The sequence below is a fragment of the Streptomyces sp. B1866 genome, from assembly GCF_031932565.1.
Classification (GTDB): domain Bacteria; phylum Actinomycetota; class Actinomycetes; order Streptomycetales; family Streptomycetaceae; genus Streptomyces.
The window spans coordinates 1-15,815 of sequence record NZ_JAVSCF010000153.1 but is presented as its reverse complement, the minus strand read 5'-3'; the positions used below and the strand labels follow the sequence as shown (position 1 = coordinate 15,815).

Below are 15,815 nucleotides of genomic sequence, written 5' to 3'. Positions count from 1 at the left end.
GCCGGAGCCGGGGGCTCGGGCGCCGGAGCCGGCGCGGCCGGGGCGGGGGCGGCGGCCGGGGCGGCGCCCGCCGCGCCGATCACGGCCAGTTTCGCGCCGACCTCGGCGGTCTCGTCCTCGCCGACCAGGATCTCCAGCAGGGTGCCCGCGGTCGGCGACGGGATCTCGGTGTCGACCTTGTCGGTGGACACCTCCAGCAGCGGCTCGTCGGCCTCGACCGAGTCGCCGACCGCCTTCAGCCAGCGGGTGACGGTGCCCTCGGTCACCGACTCGCCGAGCGCGGGCAGCACCACGTCCGTGCCCTCGGCACCGCCGGAGGGCGCCGGGGCGGACGCGGCCGGGGCGGGCTGCGGGGCCGGGGCCTCGGCGGCGGGCGCGGGCTGCGGCTCGGGCTCGGGCGCCCGGGCCGGCTCGGCGGCCGGGGCGGCCGGTGCCGCGTCGCCGCTGCCGTCGTCGATCACGGCCAGCTCGGCGCCGACCTCCACCGTCTCGTCCTCGGCCACCTTGATGGAGGCCAGCACGCCGGCCGCGGGCGCGGGGATCTCGGTGTCGACCTTGTCGGTCGAGACCTCGAGCAGCGGCTCGTCGGCCTCGACGCGCTCACCCTCGGCTTTCAGCCAACGGGTGACGGTGCCCTCGGACACGCTCTCGCCGAGCGCCGGCAGGGTTACGGAAACCGCCATGGTTTCGGTTGCTCCTAACGATCTGTGCGGATGGTTCGCGCTCGGGATTGCTAGTCGTGGGAGTGCAGCGGCTTGCCGGCCAGGGCCAGGTGGGCCTCGCCGAGCGCCTCGTTCTGGGTCGGGTGGGCGTGGACGAGCTGCGCGACCTCGGCCGGCAGCGCCTCCCAGTTGTAGATGAGCTGCGCCTCGCCGACCTGCTCGCCCATGCGGTCGCCGACCATGTGCACGCCGACGACGGCCCCGTCCCGTACCTGGACGAGCTTGATCTCGCCCGCGGTCTTCAGAATCTTGCTCTTGCCGTTGCCCGCCAGGTTGTACTTCAGCGCGACCACCTTGTCGGCGCCGTAGAGCTCCTTGGCCTTCGCCTCGGTGATGCCGACCGACGCGACCTCCGGGTGGCAGTACGTCACGCGCGGCACGCCGTCGTAGTCGATCGGCACGGTCTTCAGCCCGGCCAGCCGCTCCGCCACCAGGATGCCCTCGGCGAAGCCCACGTGGGCGAGCTGGAGGGTGGGCACCAGGTCGCCGACGGCCGAGACGGTCGGCACGTTCGTGCGCATGTACTCGTCCACCAGGACGTAACCGCGGTCCAGGGCGACCCCGGCCTCCTCGTAGCCCAGGCCCTGCGAGACCGGGCCGCGGCCGACGGCGACCAGCAGCACCTCGGCCTCGAAGGTCTTGCCGTTCTCCAGCGACACCCGCACGCCGTCGGCGGTGTACTCCGCGCCGGCGAAGCGCGAGCCGAGCGAGAAGGCGATGCCGCGCTTGCGGAAGGCGCGCTCCAGCAGCTTCGAGCTGTTCTCGTCCTCCACCGGGACCAGGTGCGGCAGCGCCTCGACGATCGTGACGTCCGTGCCGAAGGACTTCCACGCGGAGGCGAACTCGACGCCGATCACGCCGCCGCCCAGCACCACGGCGGACTTCGGCACCTTCTTCAGCACCAGCGCGTGGTCGGAGGAGATGATCCGGTCGCCGTCGATGGCCAGGCCCGGCAGGGACTTGGGCACCGAGCCGGTGGCCAGCAGGATGTGGCGGCCGGTGTACCGCTGGCCGTTCACGTCCACCGAGGTCGGCGAGGACAGCCGGCCCTCGCCGGTCACGTAGGTGACCTTGCGGGAGGCGACCAGGCCCTGGAGACCCTTGTACAGGCCCGCGACCACGCCGTCCTTGTACGCGTGGACGCCCTCGATGTCGATGCCGTCGAAGGTGGTCCGCACGCCGAACTCGGCACTCTCGCGCGCCTGGTCCGCCAGCTCGCCGGCATGCAGCAGGGCCTTGGTGGGAATGCATCCCCGGTGCAGGCAGGTGCCGCCGAGCTTGTCCTTCTCGATCAGGGCGACGTCCAGGCCGAGCTGTGCGGCGCGCAGGGCAGCGGCGTAGCCACCGCTACCGCCTCCGAGGATCACTAGGTCGAAAACGGTGCTGGCGTCGTTCGCCACGTCACGTCCTCCATGCATGGTGCGCCGGGGCCGGCCATCGTGGGCCGGACGGCGGCTGTGGTCGGGCCGCTTCTCGCGTCGGCCCTCGGGTGGTGTAGGCCCTGTCCTGCCGCGACAACATCTTCGCACTTGTCGGCGGGTGGCGGGACGCGGGGCCGCTTGCTGAGACGGCCTGTAGGGCCCGCCGCGGACGGCCGGCGGCGGTTACCCGTACGTAGGCGCGGTGCGGCCGCCCGCCAGGCCGCCGCCCGGGTCCGCGCCGCCTGTCCGCGAGCCGTCGCCGGGGTGTCCGAGGGGTGTCCGGCAGGTGTCCCGGGCCGCCCCGCGGGCCGTCCGTGCGGCCGGCCGCGGGGCGTGCGGAAAGCCGTCCGCACCGCGGACACCGGTCACAGGCCGCCGGCCGCGGCCCGCTCGGCCAGCCGGACGAGCGTGCGCACCGCGGCCCCCGTACCGCCCTTGGGCGTGTAGCCGAACGGCCCGGACTCGTTGAACGCCGGGCCCGCGATGTCCAGGTGCCCCCAGGTGAGCCCCTCGCCGACGAACTCCTTCAGGAAGATCCCGGCCACCAGGCCGCCGCCCATCCGCTCGCCCATGTTCGCCAGGTCCGCGATGGGCGAGTCGATGCTCTTGCGCAGCTCCGCCGGCAGCGGCATCGGCCACGCCTGCTCCCCGGCCTCCGCCGCCGCCTCGTGCAGCGCCGTGCGGAACGCCTCGTCGTTCGCCATGATCCCGAACGTGCGGTTGCCCAGCGCCAGCACCATCGCGCCGGTGAGCGTCGCCACGTCCACGATCGCGTCCGGCTTCTCCTCGCTCGCGCGGGTGAGCGTGTCGGCCAGCACCAGGCGGCCCTCGGCGTCGGTGTTCAGCACCTCCACCGTCTTGCCGCTGTACATCGTCAGCACGTCGCCCGGCCGGGTGGCCGAACCCGACGGCATGTTCTCCGCCAGCGCCAGCCAGCCGGTCACGTTCACCGGCAGGCCCAGCTTCGCGACCGCGACGACCGCCGCGAACACGGCGGCCGCGCCGCTCATGTCGCACTTCATCGTCTCGTTGTGCCCCGGCGGCTTCAGCGAGATGCCGCCCGAGTCGTACGTGATGCCCTTGCCGACCAGGGCCAGCGTGGCCGTCGCCGCCGGGTGCGTGTAGCCCAGGCGCACCAGCCGCGGCGGCGCGTCCGACCCCTGGCCCACGCCCAGGATGCCGCCGTACCCGCCCTTGGCCAGCGCCTTCTCGTCCAGCACCTCGACCGCCAGGCCGTGCTCGTCGGCCGCCTGCCGCACCGCGGCCGCGAACGACGCCGGGTTCAGCGCGTTGGACGGCGTGTTGACCAGGTCGCGGGCCCGGTTGACCTCGGCGGCCAGCGCCGTGGCCCGGTCCGCGGCCGCCTTGAACGCCTTGTCCCGCGGCTTGCCGCCCAGCACGGTGACCTCGGCCAGCGGCGCGCTCGCCGCCTTCCCGTCCGCCGCGGCCTTCCCCCGCCGCCCGTTCTTGCCGGCGCCTGCCACCTTGAAGGTGTACGCGCCGAGCAAAGCCCCCTCGGCCACGGCGGCGGCGCCGTCCGCGTCCTGGACCGGCAGCGCGAACGCCCCCTTCTTCGAGCCCGACAGCGCGCGGGCGGCCACGCCCGCCGCGCGGCGCAGCGCCTCGGCCCCGTACCGCTCGCCCTTGGCCGGCGCGTCGCCCAGCCCGACCGCCAGCACGACCGGGGCCTTCAGGCCGGACGCGGCGGGCAGCTTGGTCACCTCGCCCTCGGAGCCGGTCGCCCCGAGCGTGTCCAGGACGGCGGCCAGCTTGCCCCCGAACGCCTGGTCCACGGCCTCGGCGCCGGGCGCGACGGCGGGGCCCTTGGCGCCCTTGGTCACGCCGACGACGACGGCGTCCGCGCGCACGGCGGCGGGGGAGGAGGTACTGAGAGTCAGTGCAGTCACGGTAGTCGGGTTCCTCTTCCGGTAGTTCCTGGCCGATGGGGTGGGGGTCGGCCGCGCCCGCGGGCCGGACCGGCGCTGGTCTGCGCCGTGACGGGTGTGGCGGGGCGCGCCGGGCGCCGGCCGTGCACGACCGATCGGACACTCGGGCCACGGTGAGCCTAACTCCCCGCCGCCACTTCCCGTTCGGGCGCCGGTCACCGCCGCGCCGGGCCGCGGCGGCCGGGGCGCACGCGTGTACGGCCCGCGGGCGCACCCGGACGGCCCGGGGCGTACGCGCGTGCGACGCGCGCCGTGGGCCGGCGCGGGTTGCGGGCCCCGCCGCGTCAGCCGAGCGCGAGGGCCACCAGCACCGCCGTGCCGGCCGCCTCCGCCAGGGCGCCGAAGACGTCGCCGGTCACCCCGCCCAGGCGGTCGCGGCACCGGGCCAGCAGCGCCTCGGCGGCGGCCAGCCCGGCCAGCGCCGCCAGCCCGTGGTGCACGGCCGGGTACGCGCCGAACACCGCCCCGGCCGCCGCGCAGCCGACGGCCACCAGACCGGCCGTACGGAAGGCGGCCCGCACCGGGACCGTCCCCGCCACCGCCGCGCCGAGGCCGTCCGGCCGCGCCGCGCGCACCCCCCGCCGGGCGGCCAGCGTCAGCGCGCACCGCGCGGCCACCCCCGCCGCGGCCGCCGCCACCGCGCCGTGCGCCCACCCGGCCCCGTACAGCTCCGCCAGCGCCGCCACCTGCGCCAGCAGCGTGAACAGCAGTGTCACCACGCCGAACGGGCCGATGTCCGAGCGCTTCATCACCCGCAGCGCCTCCGCGGCCGGCCGGCCGCTGCCCAGCCCGTCGGCCGTGTCCGCGAGCCCGTCCAGGTGCAGGCCGCGGGTGAGCACCGCGGGCACGGCCGCCGTGCCGACCGCCGCCAGCAGCGGCCCGCCGCCCAGCAGCAGCACCAGCCCGCCGGCCGCCGCCGCGCACAGCCCGACGACCAGCCCGGCCAGCGGCGCGCACAGCATGCCCGCGCGTGCCGCCGGGCGGTCCCAGCGCTCCACCCGTACGGGCAGGACGGTCAGCGTGCCGAAGGCGAACCGCAGGCCGTCGCCGAACCGGGCACGCGCGGGCACGGCGCCGGCCGGGGGCACTGCGGGCTCTGGGGGCTCTGCGGGCTCTGGGGGTTGCGAAGTGTCCAAGGCGGTCAGGCCCGCTCGGGCACGTCCGGCAGCTCGGGCAGCTCGGCCCAGAGCGCCGCCGCCGCGCGCACCAGCGGCAGCGCCAGCAGCGCGCCGGTGCCCTCGCCCACGGTCACGCCGTGGTCCAGCAGCGGCGTCAGACCCATCCGGTCCAGCGCCTTCTCCTGCGCCGGTTCGCCGCTGGCCTGCCCGGCCTGCCACCAGTCCGGCGCGCGGAACGCCACCCGTTGCGCCACCAGCGCGCACGCCGCCGACACCACGCCGTCGAGGATCACCGGAGTGTGCCGCACCGCGCACTGGAGCAGGAAGCCGGTCGCCGCCGCCAGGTCCGCGCCGCCGCACACGGCCAGCAGGTGCAGCGGGTCGCCCAGCGCGGGCCGGGCCCGGCGCAGCGCGTCGCGGATCGCGGCGCACTTGCGCATCCACGCCAGGTCGTCGATGCCCGCGCCGCCCCGGCCGGTCACCACCGACGCGTCCGTGCCGCACAGCGCGGCGACCAGCGCGCCGGCGGCCGTGGTGCCGCCCACGCTGAGGTCGCCCAGCACCACCAGGTCGGTGCCCGCGTCGGCCTCCTCGTCGGCCAGCGCCACGCCCGTACGGAACGCCCGCTCGGCCTGGTCCCGGGTGAGCGCGTCCTCGATGTCCAGCCGCCCCGAGCCGCGTCGCACCCGGTGCCGGGTGACCTCGGCGGGCAGGCCCTCCGGGTCGCAGTCCAGGGACATGTCCACCACACGCAGGCCGACGCCGAAGCGGCGGGCCAGCACGGCGACGGCGCTCTCTCCCTCCAGCGCGGCCCGTACGAGCGTGTGCGCGCTGCCGGCGGGGCGGGCGGAGACGCCGAGGGCCGCGACGCCGTGGTCGCCGGCGAACAGCACGGCGCGCGGCCGCTCCACCGGCCTGACCGGCACCCCGCCCTGCGCGGCGGCGAGCCATTCGCCCAGCTCGTCCAGGCGTCCGAGGGCCCCGGGCGGCACCGCGAGCCGCTGCCGGCGCTCCTCGGCGTCCCGCCGTACGCCGCTGTCGGGGCGCTCGATCAGGTCCGCGAAGTCTTCGAGGTTCAGGCCGCTCACCCGCCGAACCCTACCGGGCGGCGGAGCCCGCGGCGGGGGCGACGGACGAGCCGGGGGCGGGCCCGTGACGCGCGGGCGCGGGGGGACCCCGTCCGGCGCCGGGCGGTGCGGGCCGGAGCCGGTGACGGCGCGCGCGTGCCGCCGCGAGGGTGCGCGACGCGGTTGNTCCGGCGCCGGGCGGTGCGGGCCGGAGCCGGTGACGGCGCGCGCGTGCCGCCGCGAGGGTGCGCGACGCGGTTGCCGCCACGCGCGTGCGGAGCGCGGATGCCCGCCACGCGCGTGCGGAGCGCGGATGCCCGCCGCGCGCGTGCGCGGCACGGGTGCCGTACGGGCGCGGGAGCGACGGGCGGCGGCAGCGGCTCAGCCCCGCAGGGTCACCGCCTGGCCCGCCACGATCAGCAGCACGTGCTCGCACTCCGCCGCGAAGTCCGCGTTCAGCCGGCCCAGCTCGTCGCGGAAGCGGCGCCCCGCCGCCGTGGACGGCACCACGCCCGACCCGGCCTCGTTGCTGACGGCCACCACCGTCCGCCGGGTGGCCCGTACGGCCGCCAGCAGCGCGGCGGTCCGCTCCCGCAGGGCCCGCTCCCCGCCGTCCGCCCAGGTGCCGTCGTCCCAGGCGCCGGCGGAGTCCATCGCGTCCGTCAGCCACAGCGACAGGCAGTCGACCAGCAGCGGCGGCCCGTCGGCCGCGAGCAGGGGCGGCAGGTCGCAGGTCTCCACGGTCTGCCAGGAGGCGGGCCGCCGCTCGCGGTGGGCGGCGACCCGGTCGGCCCACTCGCCGTCGCCCTCCCGGGTGCCGCCCGTCGCCACGTAGACGACGCCGGGGAAGGTCGCCAGCCGCCGCTCCGCCTCGACCGACTTGCCGGAGCGCGCGCCGCCCAGGACGAGCGTGCGGCGCGGCAGGTCGGGCACCTCGTGGTAGTCGCCGGCGGTCACCGTGTGCCCGTCGCGGACGGTCCGCGCGCCCGCCGCCGCCAGCCTGCGGTGCAGTTCGGGCCCGGGCGGCACGTCGTGGCCGAGGTGGACGGCGAGCACGTCGGTCGCCGGGCCGACCGCGCCGGCCGCGCGCAGCCGGGCCAGCGCGTCGGGGCGCCCGAGCACGTCGAGCAGGACCAGGTCGTAGCGGTCCGGCGGCTCCGCCAGGCCCGCGGGCGCCCCGGCCGGCGGCAGGTAGAGCAGGCGGGTGCCGTCCGGCGCGGTGACCTCGTAGCCGGTGCCGGGGGCGTCGAGCGCGACGGCCCGCACCCGGTGGCCGCTCAGCAGCGCCAGCTCCCGCCCGTCCGGCACCCGCACCGGAGCGGGCAGCCCGGCCGGGAACTCCACGGGCGGGCCGCCGCGCGGGTGGGTCAGCAGCACCTGCCGCACCCCGGCCAGCGAGTACCCGGCGCGCGCGGCGGCGAAGGCCGCCCCGGGGGTCAGGTCGAGCAGCAGCACGCCGTCGACGAGCAGCGCGGTGGCGGCGCGCGCCTCGTCACCGACAGCGGTGGCGCAGGCGGCGCACGGGCAGCCGTGGCGCGGCAGGCCCTCGGGCGCGCCGGTGCCCAGGAAAGTGAGTCGCACGCCCTGATGGTCTCGCGCCGCGGCGCCCCGGGCGCGCGGGGCCTGCACCGTACGGAGTGACGCGTTCGCCTAGGCTGCGCAGGGACCATTCGCTGCACGGCGGGAACGAGGAGACGAACATGGCGTGGACGTGGCGGTTCGAGAAGTCCGACGGGACGGAGACGAAGCCCGCGGTACAGCCGGAGGAGTTCCCGACGCAGGGGGATGCGGAGTCGTGGATCGGCGAGGAGTGGCGGGCCCTGCTGGAGGGCGGGGTGGAGCAGGTGATCCTCTTCGAGGACGGCGTGAAGATCTACGGGCCGATGAGCCTGGAGGCGGCGGACCAGTCCTGACGCGCCTGCGCCGGCGCCCGGCGGCCGGTCTCCGCAGCCCGGCCGTGCACCTCGGGGCCGTCTGAAAAGGGCCACCGACTCACGTGAGTCGGTGGCCCTTTTCCGCAAGCTACGGCCGCTCGCCCCGCCCGACCTGCGGCTTCGGCAGGCGCAGCCGGCGCATCTGGAGCGTGCGCATCAGCGCGTACGGCACGGCGCCGCGCAGGTTCTCGTCGGGGAAGCGCCGACGCAGTTCCCTCTTGAGCCGTACGGCGATGACGGCCGAGTTGACGACGATAAGGAAGATGACGGCCATCCACAGCAGCAGGACGTAGCTCTGCAGCGGGCCCGCGCGGAACAGGCTCAGCACCAGGATGACCACCGCGAGCGGCAGGAAGAACTCGGCCACGACGAAGCGGGAGTCCACGTAGTCGCGCGCGAAGCGGCGCACCGGGCCCTTGTCGCGGGGCGGCAGGTAGCGCTCGTCGCCGGTGGCCAGGGCCTCCCGCTGCCGGGTCAGGGCCGTGCGGCGCGTCTCGCGTCGGCGCTTGGCGGCGTCCTTGCGGTCGGCCGGGGTGTTGGCCACGGTGCGGCGGGGATTCCGGGCCTCGCTGCGCTTGGGCGTGGGGCGGCCCTTGGGCGCCTGCGGGTCACGGGGCTGCGACGGCTGGTCCGCGGGTCTGGCGACGGTCGCGGCCTGCTCGTCTCTCGAACGGCTTCGGAACACGGAACCCAAGGGTACGGGGTGCGCGGGTGTGGACCACAGCCCTGAGGGGAACGATCCGGCAACGGCACGTCGCGCGCGTCCGGTGAGGCACCTACTCCCTGGGCCGGACGTGGCGGGCCGCCGATCGTCCTGGAGGAGGAGCACGGGCAGGGCCGGACAGTGCGGTAATGGAACGTGGGACCGTAGGCTGGGTCCGTCGGGTGTGTGCTGAAGTCTCAAGTCCGTCAGAAGGGGGCGCGCGAGGCCCATGAGCGGTGTCATGAAGCGTATGGGAATGATCTTCCGCGCGAAGGCCAACAAGGCCCTTGACCGGGCCGAGGACCCGCGCGAGACCCTGGACTACTCGTACCAGAAGCAGCTCGAACTGCTGCAGAAGGTCCGCCGCGGCGTGGCGGACGTGGCGACCTCCCGCAAGCGCCTCGAACTCCAGCTCGGCCAGCTGCGCGGGCAGTCCAGCAAGCTGGAGGACCAGGGCCGCAAGGCGCTGTCGCTCGGCCGCGAGGACCTGGCGCGCGAGGCGCTGTCCCGCCGGGCCGCGCTCCAGCAGCAGGTGACGGACCTGGAGACGCAGCACCAGACGCTCCAGGGCGAGGAGGAGAAGCTGACGCTGGCGGCGCAGCGGCTCCAGGCCAAGGTGGACGCCTTCCGCACGAAGAAGGAGACCCTCAAGGCCACCTACACCGCCGCGCAGGCGCAGACCCGTATCGGCGAGGCGTTCTCCGGCATCTCCGAGGAGATGGGCGACGTCGGTATGGCGATCCAGCGGGCCGAGGACAAGACCGCGCAGATGCAGGCCCGGGCCGGCGCGCTGGACGAGCTGCTGGCCTCCGGCGCCCTGGACGACCCGACCGGCATGGCCAAGGACGACATCGCCGCCGAGCTGGACCGCATCTCCGGCGGTACGGACGTCGAGTTGGAGCTCCAGCGCATGAAGGCGGAGCTGGCGGGCGGCGCCCCGCAGCAGGCGATCGAGAGCGGCCGGCAGGACCAGGGCCAGGCCCACCGGGACGCGCACCGGTTCGACAAGCAGTAGCGGGGTCCCGGCCGGGCGAGCCCCCGGCGGCCCCGTCCGCCCCGAGGAGGAGGCGTCATGATCGTACGGATCATGGGAGAGGGGCAGGTGAGGCTGGCGGACGCCGACTTCCCCGGCCTCAACCGGCTGGACGACGAGCTGCTGGCGCAGGTCGAGAGCGGCGACGAGGCCGGTTTCCGGCGCACGCTCGGCGCGCTGCTCGACGCGGTGCGGGCCCTGGGCGAGCCGCTGCCCGACGACGCGCTGGAGCCCTCCCAGCTCATCCTGCCCGCGCCGGACGCGACGCTGGACGAGGTCAAGGCGATGCTCGGGGACGACGGCCTCATTCCGGGCTGAGTCCCGGCGGCGCAGGCGACCGCCGGGAGCCTCGCGGCACCGCACCCGACGCATCACCGCACCCGCCGCGTGACCGGTCCCGGGGCTGACGGACCCCCGGTCCGACGGCCGCGCGGCGCGGACGGACCCGTACGCGACCGGGCCGCACGCACCCGGCCTCGGGGCCCGGGCGTCCCCTTCCCCGGCCCCCGCCGCGGGCCGAGCCGGCCCCGGCTCCCTCCGCCGCGGTACGGGACGCCCGCCGCGGACCACTACCGTTGGATGACGTGACTCCCCCTGTCGCGGGACCCGGCCGGGCCCGCCCGGACCGCTGGCCGCGTGCGCGTCCCCTGGCCGTGGACACCCTGCTGGCCGCCGCCGTCTTCGCACTGATACTGATCGGCTCGGCGTCCAACCCCCGGGTGCACCACCCCATCGACCGGGAGTTCGTGCTGCTCAGCGGGCTGGCCTCGGCCGCCCTGGTGGCGCGCAGGCGCGCGCCGCGCAGCGTGCTGGCGGTCACCTGCGTGCTGGCCCTCGCGGAGATCGTCTCCGCCGAGCACGACCGGCCGCGCACGTCGATCGTGCTCGGCGCCGTCGTCGCGCTGTACACCGTCGCCGCCAGCACCGACCGGTCCACCACCTGGCGGATCGGCGCGGCCACGGTCGTGGGCGTCACCGGCGCCGCCATGGCCTTCGGCCTCAGCCCGTGGTACGCGCAGGAGAACCTGGGCATCTTCGCGTGGACCGGCCTGGCGGCGGCCGTGGGCGACGCGGTGCGCAGCCGCCGCGCGATCGTCGCCGCGATCGAGGAACGGGCCATCCGCGCCGAGCAGACCCGCGAGGAGGAGGCCCGCCGCAGGGTCGCCGAGGAGCGGCTGCGGATCGCCCGCGAGCTGCACGACGTGGTGGCCCACCACATCGCGCTGGTCAACGTGCAGGCGGGCGTCGCGTCCCACGTCATGGACAGCCGCCCGGACCAGGCCAAGCAGGCCCTCGCGCACGTACGGGAGGCCAGCCGCTCGGCGCTGGACGAGCTGCGCGCCACCGTCGGGCTGCTGCGGCAGTACGGCGACCCGGCCGCGCCCACCGAGCCCGCGCCCGGCCTCGGCGTCCTGGACCAGCTGGTCGACGGCTTCCTGCGCTCCGGGCTGCGGGTGGAGGTGGTGTCCGAGCCGGCCGCCGGGCCCGGGACGCTGCCGACGGCGGTGGACCTCACCGCGTACCGGGTGGTGCAGGAGGCGCTGACCAACGTGCACAAGCACGCCGGGCCCGACGCCCGCGCCCAGGTGCGCATCGTGCGCACGGCCCACGTGCTGGAGGTCATCGTCGAGGACGACGGCGGGCGGGCCGCCCCGGGGAAGCCCGCCGAGGTGCCCGCCGACGGCGGAGGACACGGGCTCATCGGCATGCGGGAGCGCGCCGCCGCGCTCAGCGGCGACTGCGAGGCCGGCCCCCGGGCCGAGGGCGGCTTCCTGGTACGGGCGCGACTTCCCCTGACGGCGCGCGCGGCAGGGGACACGGTGGGAGGGAACACATGACGATCAGGGTGCTGCTCGCCGACGACCAGGCGCTGCTGCGCAGCGCGTTCCGGATCCTGGTGGACTCCGAACCGGACATGGAGGTGGTCGGCGAGGCGTCCGACGGCGCCCAGGCCCTGGAGCTGCTGCGCGCCAAGGGCGCCGACGTCGTGCTGATGGACATCCGCATGCCCGGCATGGACGGCCTCGCCGCCACCCGCGCGATCACCGAGGACCCCGGGCTGGCGGACGTGCGGGTGGTGATCCTGACCACCTTCGAGGTGGACGAGTACGTGGTGGCCGCGCTGCGCGCGGGGGCGAGCGGCTTCCTCGGCAAGGGCGCGGAACCCGAGGAGATGCTGTCGGCGATCCGCATAGCGGCGGCGGGCGAGGCGCTGCTGTCGCCGGCCGCGACCAAGGGGCTGATAGCCACGTTCCTGGCGCAGGGCGGCGGCCGGGACGGGGCGGGCGAGCGGGCCTGCGACGCCGCCCGGCTGGACGTGCTGACGGTGCGCGAGCGGGAGGTGCTGGTGCAGGTCGCGCACGGCCTGTCCAACGACGAGATCGCCGAACGGCTCGCCGTGAGCCCGCTCACCGTCAAGACGCACGTGAACCGGGCGATGGCCAAACTCGGCGCCCGCGACCGCGCCCAGCTCGTCGTCATCTCGTACGAGACGGGCCTGGTCCGCCCGGGAACGTAGCGGCCTGCCGGCCGGGGGAGCGCCGGGGGTGCCGCCCGGATCAGGGCGGTGTCCCCGGCCCCCGGCCACCGCTGGGCGGTGCCGCCGTGCGGCGTTGTCGTCGTCGCACGCAGTGGCCTCCCCCGGCCACCGCTGGGCGGTGCCCCCTGCGCTCTCCTCCTCCGCCTCGCAGCCAGGGGGTACTTCCCAGCGGTGGCCGGGAGGGGGGTGCTTCTCAGCGGTGGCCGGGAGGGGGTACCTCCCGGCGGTAGCCGGGGGAGTATCGGACGCGCTCCCCGATCCGCCCTGGCCCACACGACACGCCCTGGCGGCCTCCCGGACCGGGCGCGCCGTACGGCACGGCCTCGGGCCGCCGCCGGATCCGCTTCCCCGGGCGCGGCGACCCGGCGCGCCGCTGCCGGGCCCGGCCCCTCGGGTCGGGCTTGTGCGCGGCCCGCGGGGCGCCCGTGGCCGGGCGGTGCCCGTTCGGGGGAGGACCCCGCCGGTCCGGCGCGGGTCGGCGCGCGGACCGGCCGGCCGTCCTCGCGCCGTCCTCGCGTCGCGCTCGCGCCGCGGCGCCGTACCGAGTCACCCTCCGCTTGAGGCGCCGCGAGGCGACGGGGTCGGCCTGTCGCCCCTCGTGCCCGGCTACGGGCGGGAAGGCGACCGGGGCCGAGCGCGGACACGGCCGGGTCCGGGCCGGGCCGGACCTGGGCCGGACCAGGGTCCGGCCCGGGTCCGGCCACGCATCGGCCACGCGTCGGCCCGGGCCGGACCGGAACCCGGCCCGGGCCGGAGGCCGCTACGGCAGCGCGAGCATCCGTTCCAGGGCCAGCTTGGCGAAGCTCTCCGTCTCCTTGTCGACCTCGATCCGGTTCACCACCCGGCCCGCGGCCAGCGACTCCAGGGCCCACACCAGGTGCGGCAGGTCGATGCGGTTCATCGTGGAGCAGAAGCAGACCGTGCGGTCGAGGAAGACGATCTCCTTGCCCTCGCTGGCGAAACGGTTCGCCAGGCGGCGTACCAGGTTCAGCTCCGTGCCCACGGCCCACTTCGAGCCCGCCGGGGCGGCCTGGAGGGTCTTGATGATGTACTCCGTCGAGCCCACGTGGTCCGCCGCCGCGACCACCTCGTGGCGGCACTCGGGGTGGACCAGCACGTTGACCCCGGGGATGCGCTCGCGGACCTCGCGCACCGAGTCCAGCGAGAACCGGCCGTGCACCGAGCAGTGCCCGCGCCACAGGACCATCTTCGCCGCGCGCAGCTGCTCGGCGGTGAGGCCGCCGCCCGGCCGGTGCGGGTTGTAGACGACGCAGTCGTCCAGGGACATGCCCATGTCGCGCACGGCGGTGTTGCGCCCGAGGTGCTGGTCGGGCAGGAACAGCACCTTCTCCCCTTGCGAGAACGCCCAGTCCAGCGCGCGGCGGGCGTTGGACGAGGTGCAGATCGTGCCGCCGTGCTTGCCGGTGAACGCCTTGATGTCGGCCGACGAGTTCATGTACGAGACCGGTACGGTCACGTCGGCCACGCCCGCCTCGGTGAGCACGTCCCAGCACTCGGCGACCTGCTCGGCGGTGGCCATGTCGGCCATGGAGCAGCCCGCCGCCAGGTCGGGGAGGATGACCTGCTGGTCGTCGCCGGTGAGGATGTCCGCCGACTCGGCCATGAAGTGCACGCCGCAGAAGACGATGTACCGGGCGCCGGGCCGGGCGGCCGCGTCGCGCGCGAGCTTGAAGGAGTCCCCGGTGACGTCCGCGAACGCGATGACCTCGTCGCGCTGGTAGTGGTGGCCGAGCACGAAGACCTGGTCGCCCAGCCGCTCCTTGGCCGCGCGGGCGCGCGCCACGAGGTCCGGGTCGGAGGGCGCGGGCAGCTCACCGGGGCAGTCCACGCCGCGCTCGCTCGCCGGGTCGGCTCCGCGGCCGAGCAGGAGCAGGGCGAGCGGGCTGGGCTGGACGTCCAGGGGCCGGGAGTCCGCGGGCAGGGCGTCCGGAGGCGGGACGTCCAGGGGATGGGCGGTGGTCACGACACGCACCCTTCTTTCGTCGTCTACGGGGGCCGCTTGCTGAGCTGCGACACGCATTGTCGTCAAAATGACGCTATCTATCATAGCCGCTTCATGTCACTTTGACGATGGCCATCGCGTCGATGTGACGCGTTCCCGCGCGGCGGGCCGTGTGCGAGCATGAGGAGGGCGGGGGACACGCGCCGGTAACAAGGCGGGGCCGAAAAAGCCGCCCGACCCGGAATGATTCCGGGAGTCCGGCGGTTCCACCCGAGGGCAAGCAGTCGGCACGATCCGGGAGAGAAAGCAGATGACCGTTCAGGACGAGACCACCGCGACCGAGGGCGTCATCCTGTCCGACGCCGCCGCGGCGAAGGTCAAGAGCCTGCTGGAGCAGGAGGGCCGCGACGACCTCGCGCTGCGCGTCGCCGTCCAGCCTGGCGGCTGCTCGGGCCTGCGCTACCAGCTTTTCTTCGACGAGCGTTCGCTCGACGGCGACGTGGTGAAGGACTTCGGCGGTGTGAAGGTCGTCACGGACCGCATGAGCGCCCCGTACCTGAACGGCGCCTCGATCGACTTCGTGGACACCATCGAGAAGCAGGGCTTCACGATCGACAACCCGAACGCGACGGGCTCCTGCGCCTGTGGCGACTCGTTCAACTGACCCGCCCCCTGAGACCTTCGATCCCAGGCGGCCGGCCGAGACGGCGAAGGCCCGCGGGCGTCGCCCGGCGACGGCACGGGAGGAGGCGGTGACCCGACCGGGTCACCGCCTCCTCCCGTGCCGTCCCGCTCGCGCGCTCAGCGGCCCCGGGGCGCCGCCGGCACCGGCTGCCCGGTCTTCGCGTCCACCACCGTCCGGCCGCCCAGCGGCTTGTCCAGCGTCACCGTCTTCTCCACGTCCACCGCCATCAGCACGCACACCCGGCCCTCGCGTCCCGTCTCGCGGATGCCGACCTCCACCCGGGAGGCGGACTCCTTCGCCACCACGGCGTAGTCGGAGCACACCCCGCCGGGGAAGCGCACGGTCAGCGACCGTCCGGCCGCCCGGTACGACAGCCAGGCCGGCACGTCGGGGACGGTGCCCGGGCTGCGGGAGGGCGTACGGCCCTCGGCGGGGCCGTCCCCGCCGCGGCCCGGCGACCGGCCCGGCGACGCGCTCGTGAGGAACGCCGGGTCGACGGCGGGGTAGGTGACCGTCGTGGCGGCGGCGCCGGACGGGCCGTCCACGCCGTCCTTCGCGCCCTGCGGCCCCACCGTGAACAGCCACGACGGCACGAGCGCCGGCCGCCCGGCCACCTGGTGCGCCGCCAGGCCGAGCACCGCGGCGCGCACCGGCAGCGTCGGCGGGCCGGCGGGCCGGGCGGGC

The 15,815-nt window shown here is 76.0% G+C and carries 14 protein-coding genes and 1 pseudogene; 6 read left to right on the top strand and 9 right to left on the bottom strand.

The genetic code is table 11. The annotated features are described in order from the left end of the window. From RKE29_RS19565 to RKE29_RS19540, 6 genes are all read right to left on the bottom strand, one after another. The coding region (locus tag RKE29_RS19565) for a biotin/lipoyl-containing protein (RefSeq protein WP_312006749.1) at nt 1–683 on the bottom strand (683 nt) is incomplete at its 3' end. A 50-nt stretch (nt 684–733) separates the two neighbouring features. Further along, complete coding sequence (gene lpdA / locus RKE29_RS19560; RefSeq protein WP_312006748.1) at nt 734–2,122, bottom strand: dihydrolipoyl dehydrogenase; 1,389 nt, start codon at nt 2,120–2,122, stop codon at nt 734–736. Nucleotides 2,123–2,508: 386 nt separating this feature from the next. Continuing rightward, a complete protein-coding gene (locus RKE29_RS19555) occupies nt 2,509–4,050 on the bottom strand; it encodes a leucyl aminopeptidase (protein WP_312006746.1) in 1,542 nt (513 codons plus the stop codon). 323 nt (nt 4,051–4,373) lie between these two features. After that, a complete protein-coding gene (locus RKE29_RS19550) occupies nt 4,374–5,159 on the bottom strand; it encodes an adenosylcobinamide-GDP ribazoletransferase (RefSeq protein ID WP_312006744.1) in 786 nt (261 codons plus the stop codon). Between the two features lie 71 nt (nt 5,160–5,230). Beyond that, a complete protein-coding gene (gene cobT / locus RKE29_RS19545) occupies nt 5,231–6,295 on the bottom strand; it encodes a nicotinate-nucleotide--dimethylbenzimidazole phosphoribosyltransferase (protein WP_312006743.1) in 1,065 nt (354 codons plus the stop codon). A gap of 360 nt (nt 6,296–6,655) precedes the next feature. After that, on the bottom strand, nt 6,656–7,855 hold the full coding sequence (locus RKE29_RS19540) for a bifunctional adenosylcobinamide kinase/adenosylcobinamide-phosphate guanylyltransferase (protein WP_312006742.1): 1,200 nt from the start codon (nt 7,853–7,855) through the stop codon (nt 6,656–6,658). Between the two features lie 119 nt (nt 7,856–7,974). On the opposite strand from RKE29_RS19540, the gene RKE29_RS19535 reads away from it, so the two are divergent. Further along, on the top strand, nt 7,975–8,187 hold the full coding sequence (locus tag RKE29_RS19535; protein WP_312006741.1) for a hypothetical protein: 213 nt from the start codon (nt 7,975–7,977) through the stop codon (nt 8,185–8,187). Nucleotides 8,188–8,296: 109 nt separating this feature from the next. On the opposite strand, the gene RKE29_RS19530 is transcribed toward RKE29_RS19535, so the two are convergent. After that, nucleotides 8,297–8,902, bottom strand: coding sequence for a DUF3043 domain-containing protein (locus RKE29_RS19530; protein ID WP_312006740.1), 606 nt, complete (start codon nt 8,900–8,902; stop codon nt 8,297–8,299). Between the two features lie 238 nt (nt 8,903–9,140). Here RKE29_RS19530 and RKE29_RS19525 point away from each other — a divergent pair, with 238 nt between their 5' ends. The 4 genes from RKE29_RS19525 (at nt 9,141) to RKE29_RS19510 (ending at nt 12,462) form a co-directional block, all read left to right on the top strand. Next, nucleotides 9,141–9,926 (top strand): PspA/IM30 family protein, encoded by a 786-nt coding sequence (locus RKE29_RS19525; RefSeq protein WP_312006739.1) that lies wholly within the window; start codon nt 9,141–9,143, stop codon nt 9,924–9,926. 57 nt (nt 9,927–9,983) lie between these two features. Next, nucleotides 9,984–10,262, top strand: a complete 279-nt coding sequence (locus tag RKE29_RS19520) for a hypothetical protein (RefSeq protein WP_312006738.1) — start codon at nt 9,984–9,986, stop codon at nt 10,260–10,262. A 257-nt stretch (nt 10,263–10,519) separates the two neighbouring features. Continuing rightward, nucleotides 10,520–11,782, top strand: a complete 1,263-nt coding sequence (locus RKE29_RS19515; RefSeq protein WP_312006737.1) for a histidine kinase — start codon at nt 10,520–10,522, stop codon at nt 11,780–11,782. Then, on the top strand, nt 11,779–12,462 hold the full coding sequence (locus RKE29_RS19510) for a response regulator transcription factor (RefSeq protein ID WP_312006736.1): 684 nt from the start codon (nt 11,779–11,781) through the stop codon (nt 12,460–12,462). The genes RKE29_RS19515 and RKE29_RS19510 overlap by 4 nt, the downstream gene beginning before the upstream one ends. A 781-nt stretch (nt 12,463–13,243) precedes the next feature. Here the strand turns inward: RKE29_RS19510 and nadA are convergent. Beyond that, nucleotides 13,244–14,476, bottom strand: coding sequence for a quinolinate synthase NadA (gene nadA / locus RKE29_RS19505; protein ID WP_312006735.1), 1,233 nt, complete (start codon nt 14,474–14,476; stop codon nt 13,244–13,246). A gap of 280 nt (nt 14,477–14,756) precedes the next feature. Here nadA and RKE29_RS19500 point away from each other — a divergent pair, with 280 nt between their 5' ends. Continuing rightward, on the top strand, nt 14,757–15,110 hold the full coding sequence (locus tag RKE29_RS19500; RefSeq protein ID WP_312006734.1) for an iron-sulfur cluster assembly accessory protein: 354 nt from the start codon (nt 14,757–14,759) through the stop codon (nt 15,108–15,110). A gap of 137 nt (nt 15,111–15,247) precedes the next feature. Here the strand turns inward: RKE29_RS19500 and RKE29_RS19495 are convergent. After that, nucleotides 15,248–15,815 (bottom strand): annotated as a pseudogene (locus RKE29_RS19495) (hypothetical protein); the annotation flags it as partial.

What these genes read in the sequence shown, in the direction of transcription:
- RKE29_RS19525 (WP_312006739.1), top strand. Translation starts at nt 9,141, where the DNA reads ATGAGCGGTGTCATGAAGCGTATGGGAATGATCTTCCGCGCGAAGGCC.
- RKE29_RS19520 (WP_312006738.1), top strand. Translation starts at nt 9,984, where the DNA reads ATGATCGTACGGATCATGGGAGAGGGGCAGGTGAGGCTGGCGGACGCC.
- RKE29_RS19535 (WP_312006741.1), top strand. Translation starts at nt 7,975, where the DNA reads ATGGCGTGGACGTGGCGGTTCGAGAAGTCCGACGGGACGGAGACGAAG.
- RKE29_RS19500 (WP_312006734.1), top strand. Translation starts at nt 14,757, where the DNA reads ATGACCGTTCAGGACGAGACCACCGCGACCGAGGGCGTCATCCTGTCC.
- RKE29_RS19510 (WP_312006736.1), top strand. Translation starts at nt 11,779, where the DNA reads ATGACGATCAGGGTGCTGCTCGCCGACGACCAGGCGCTGCTGCGCAGC.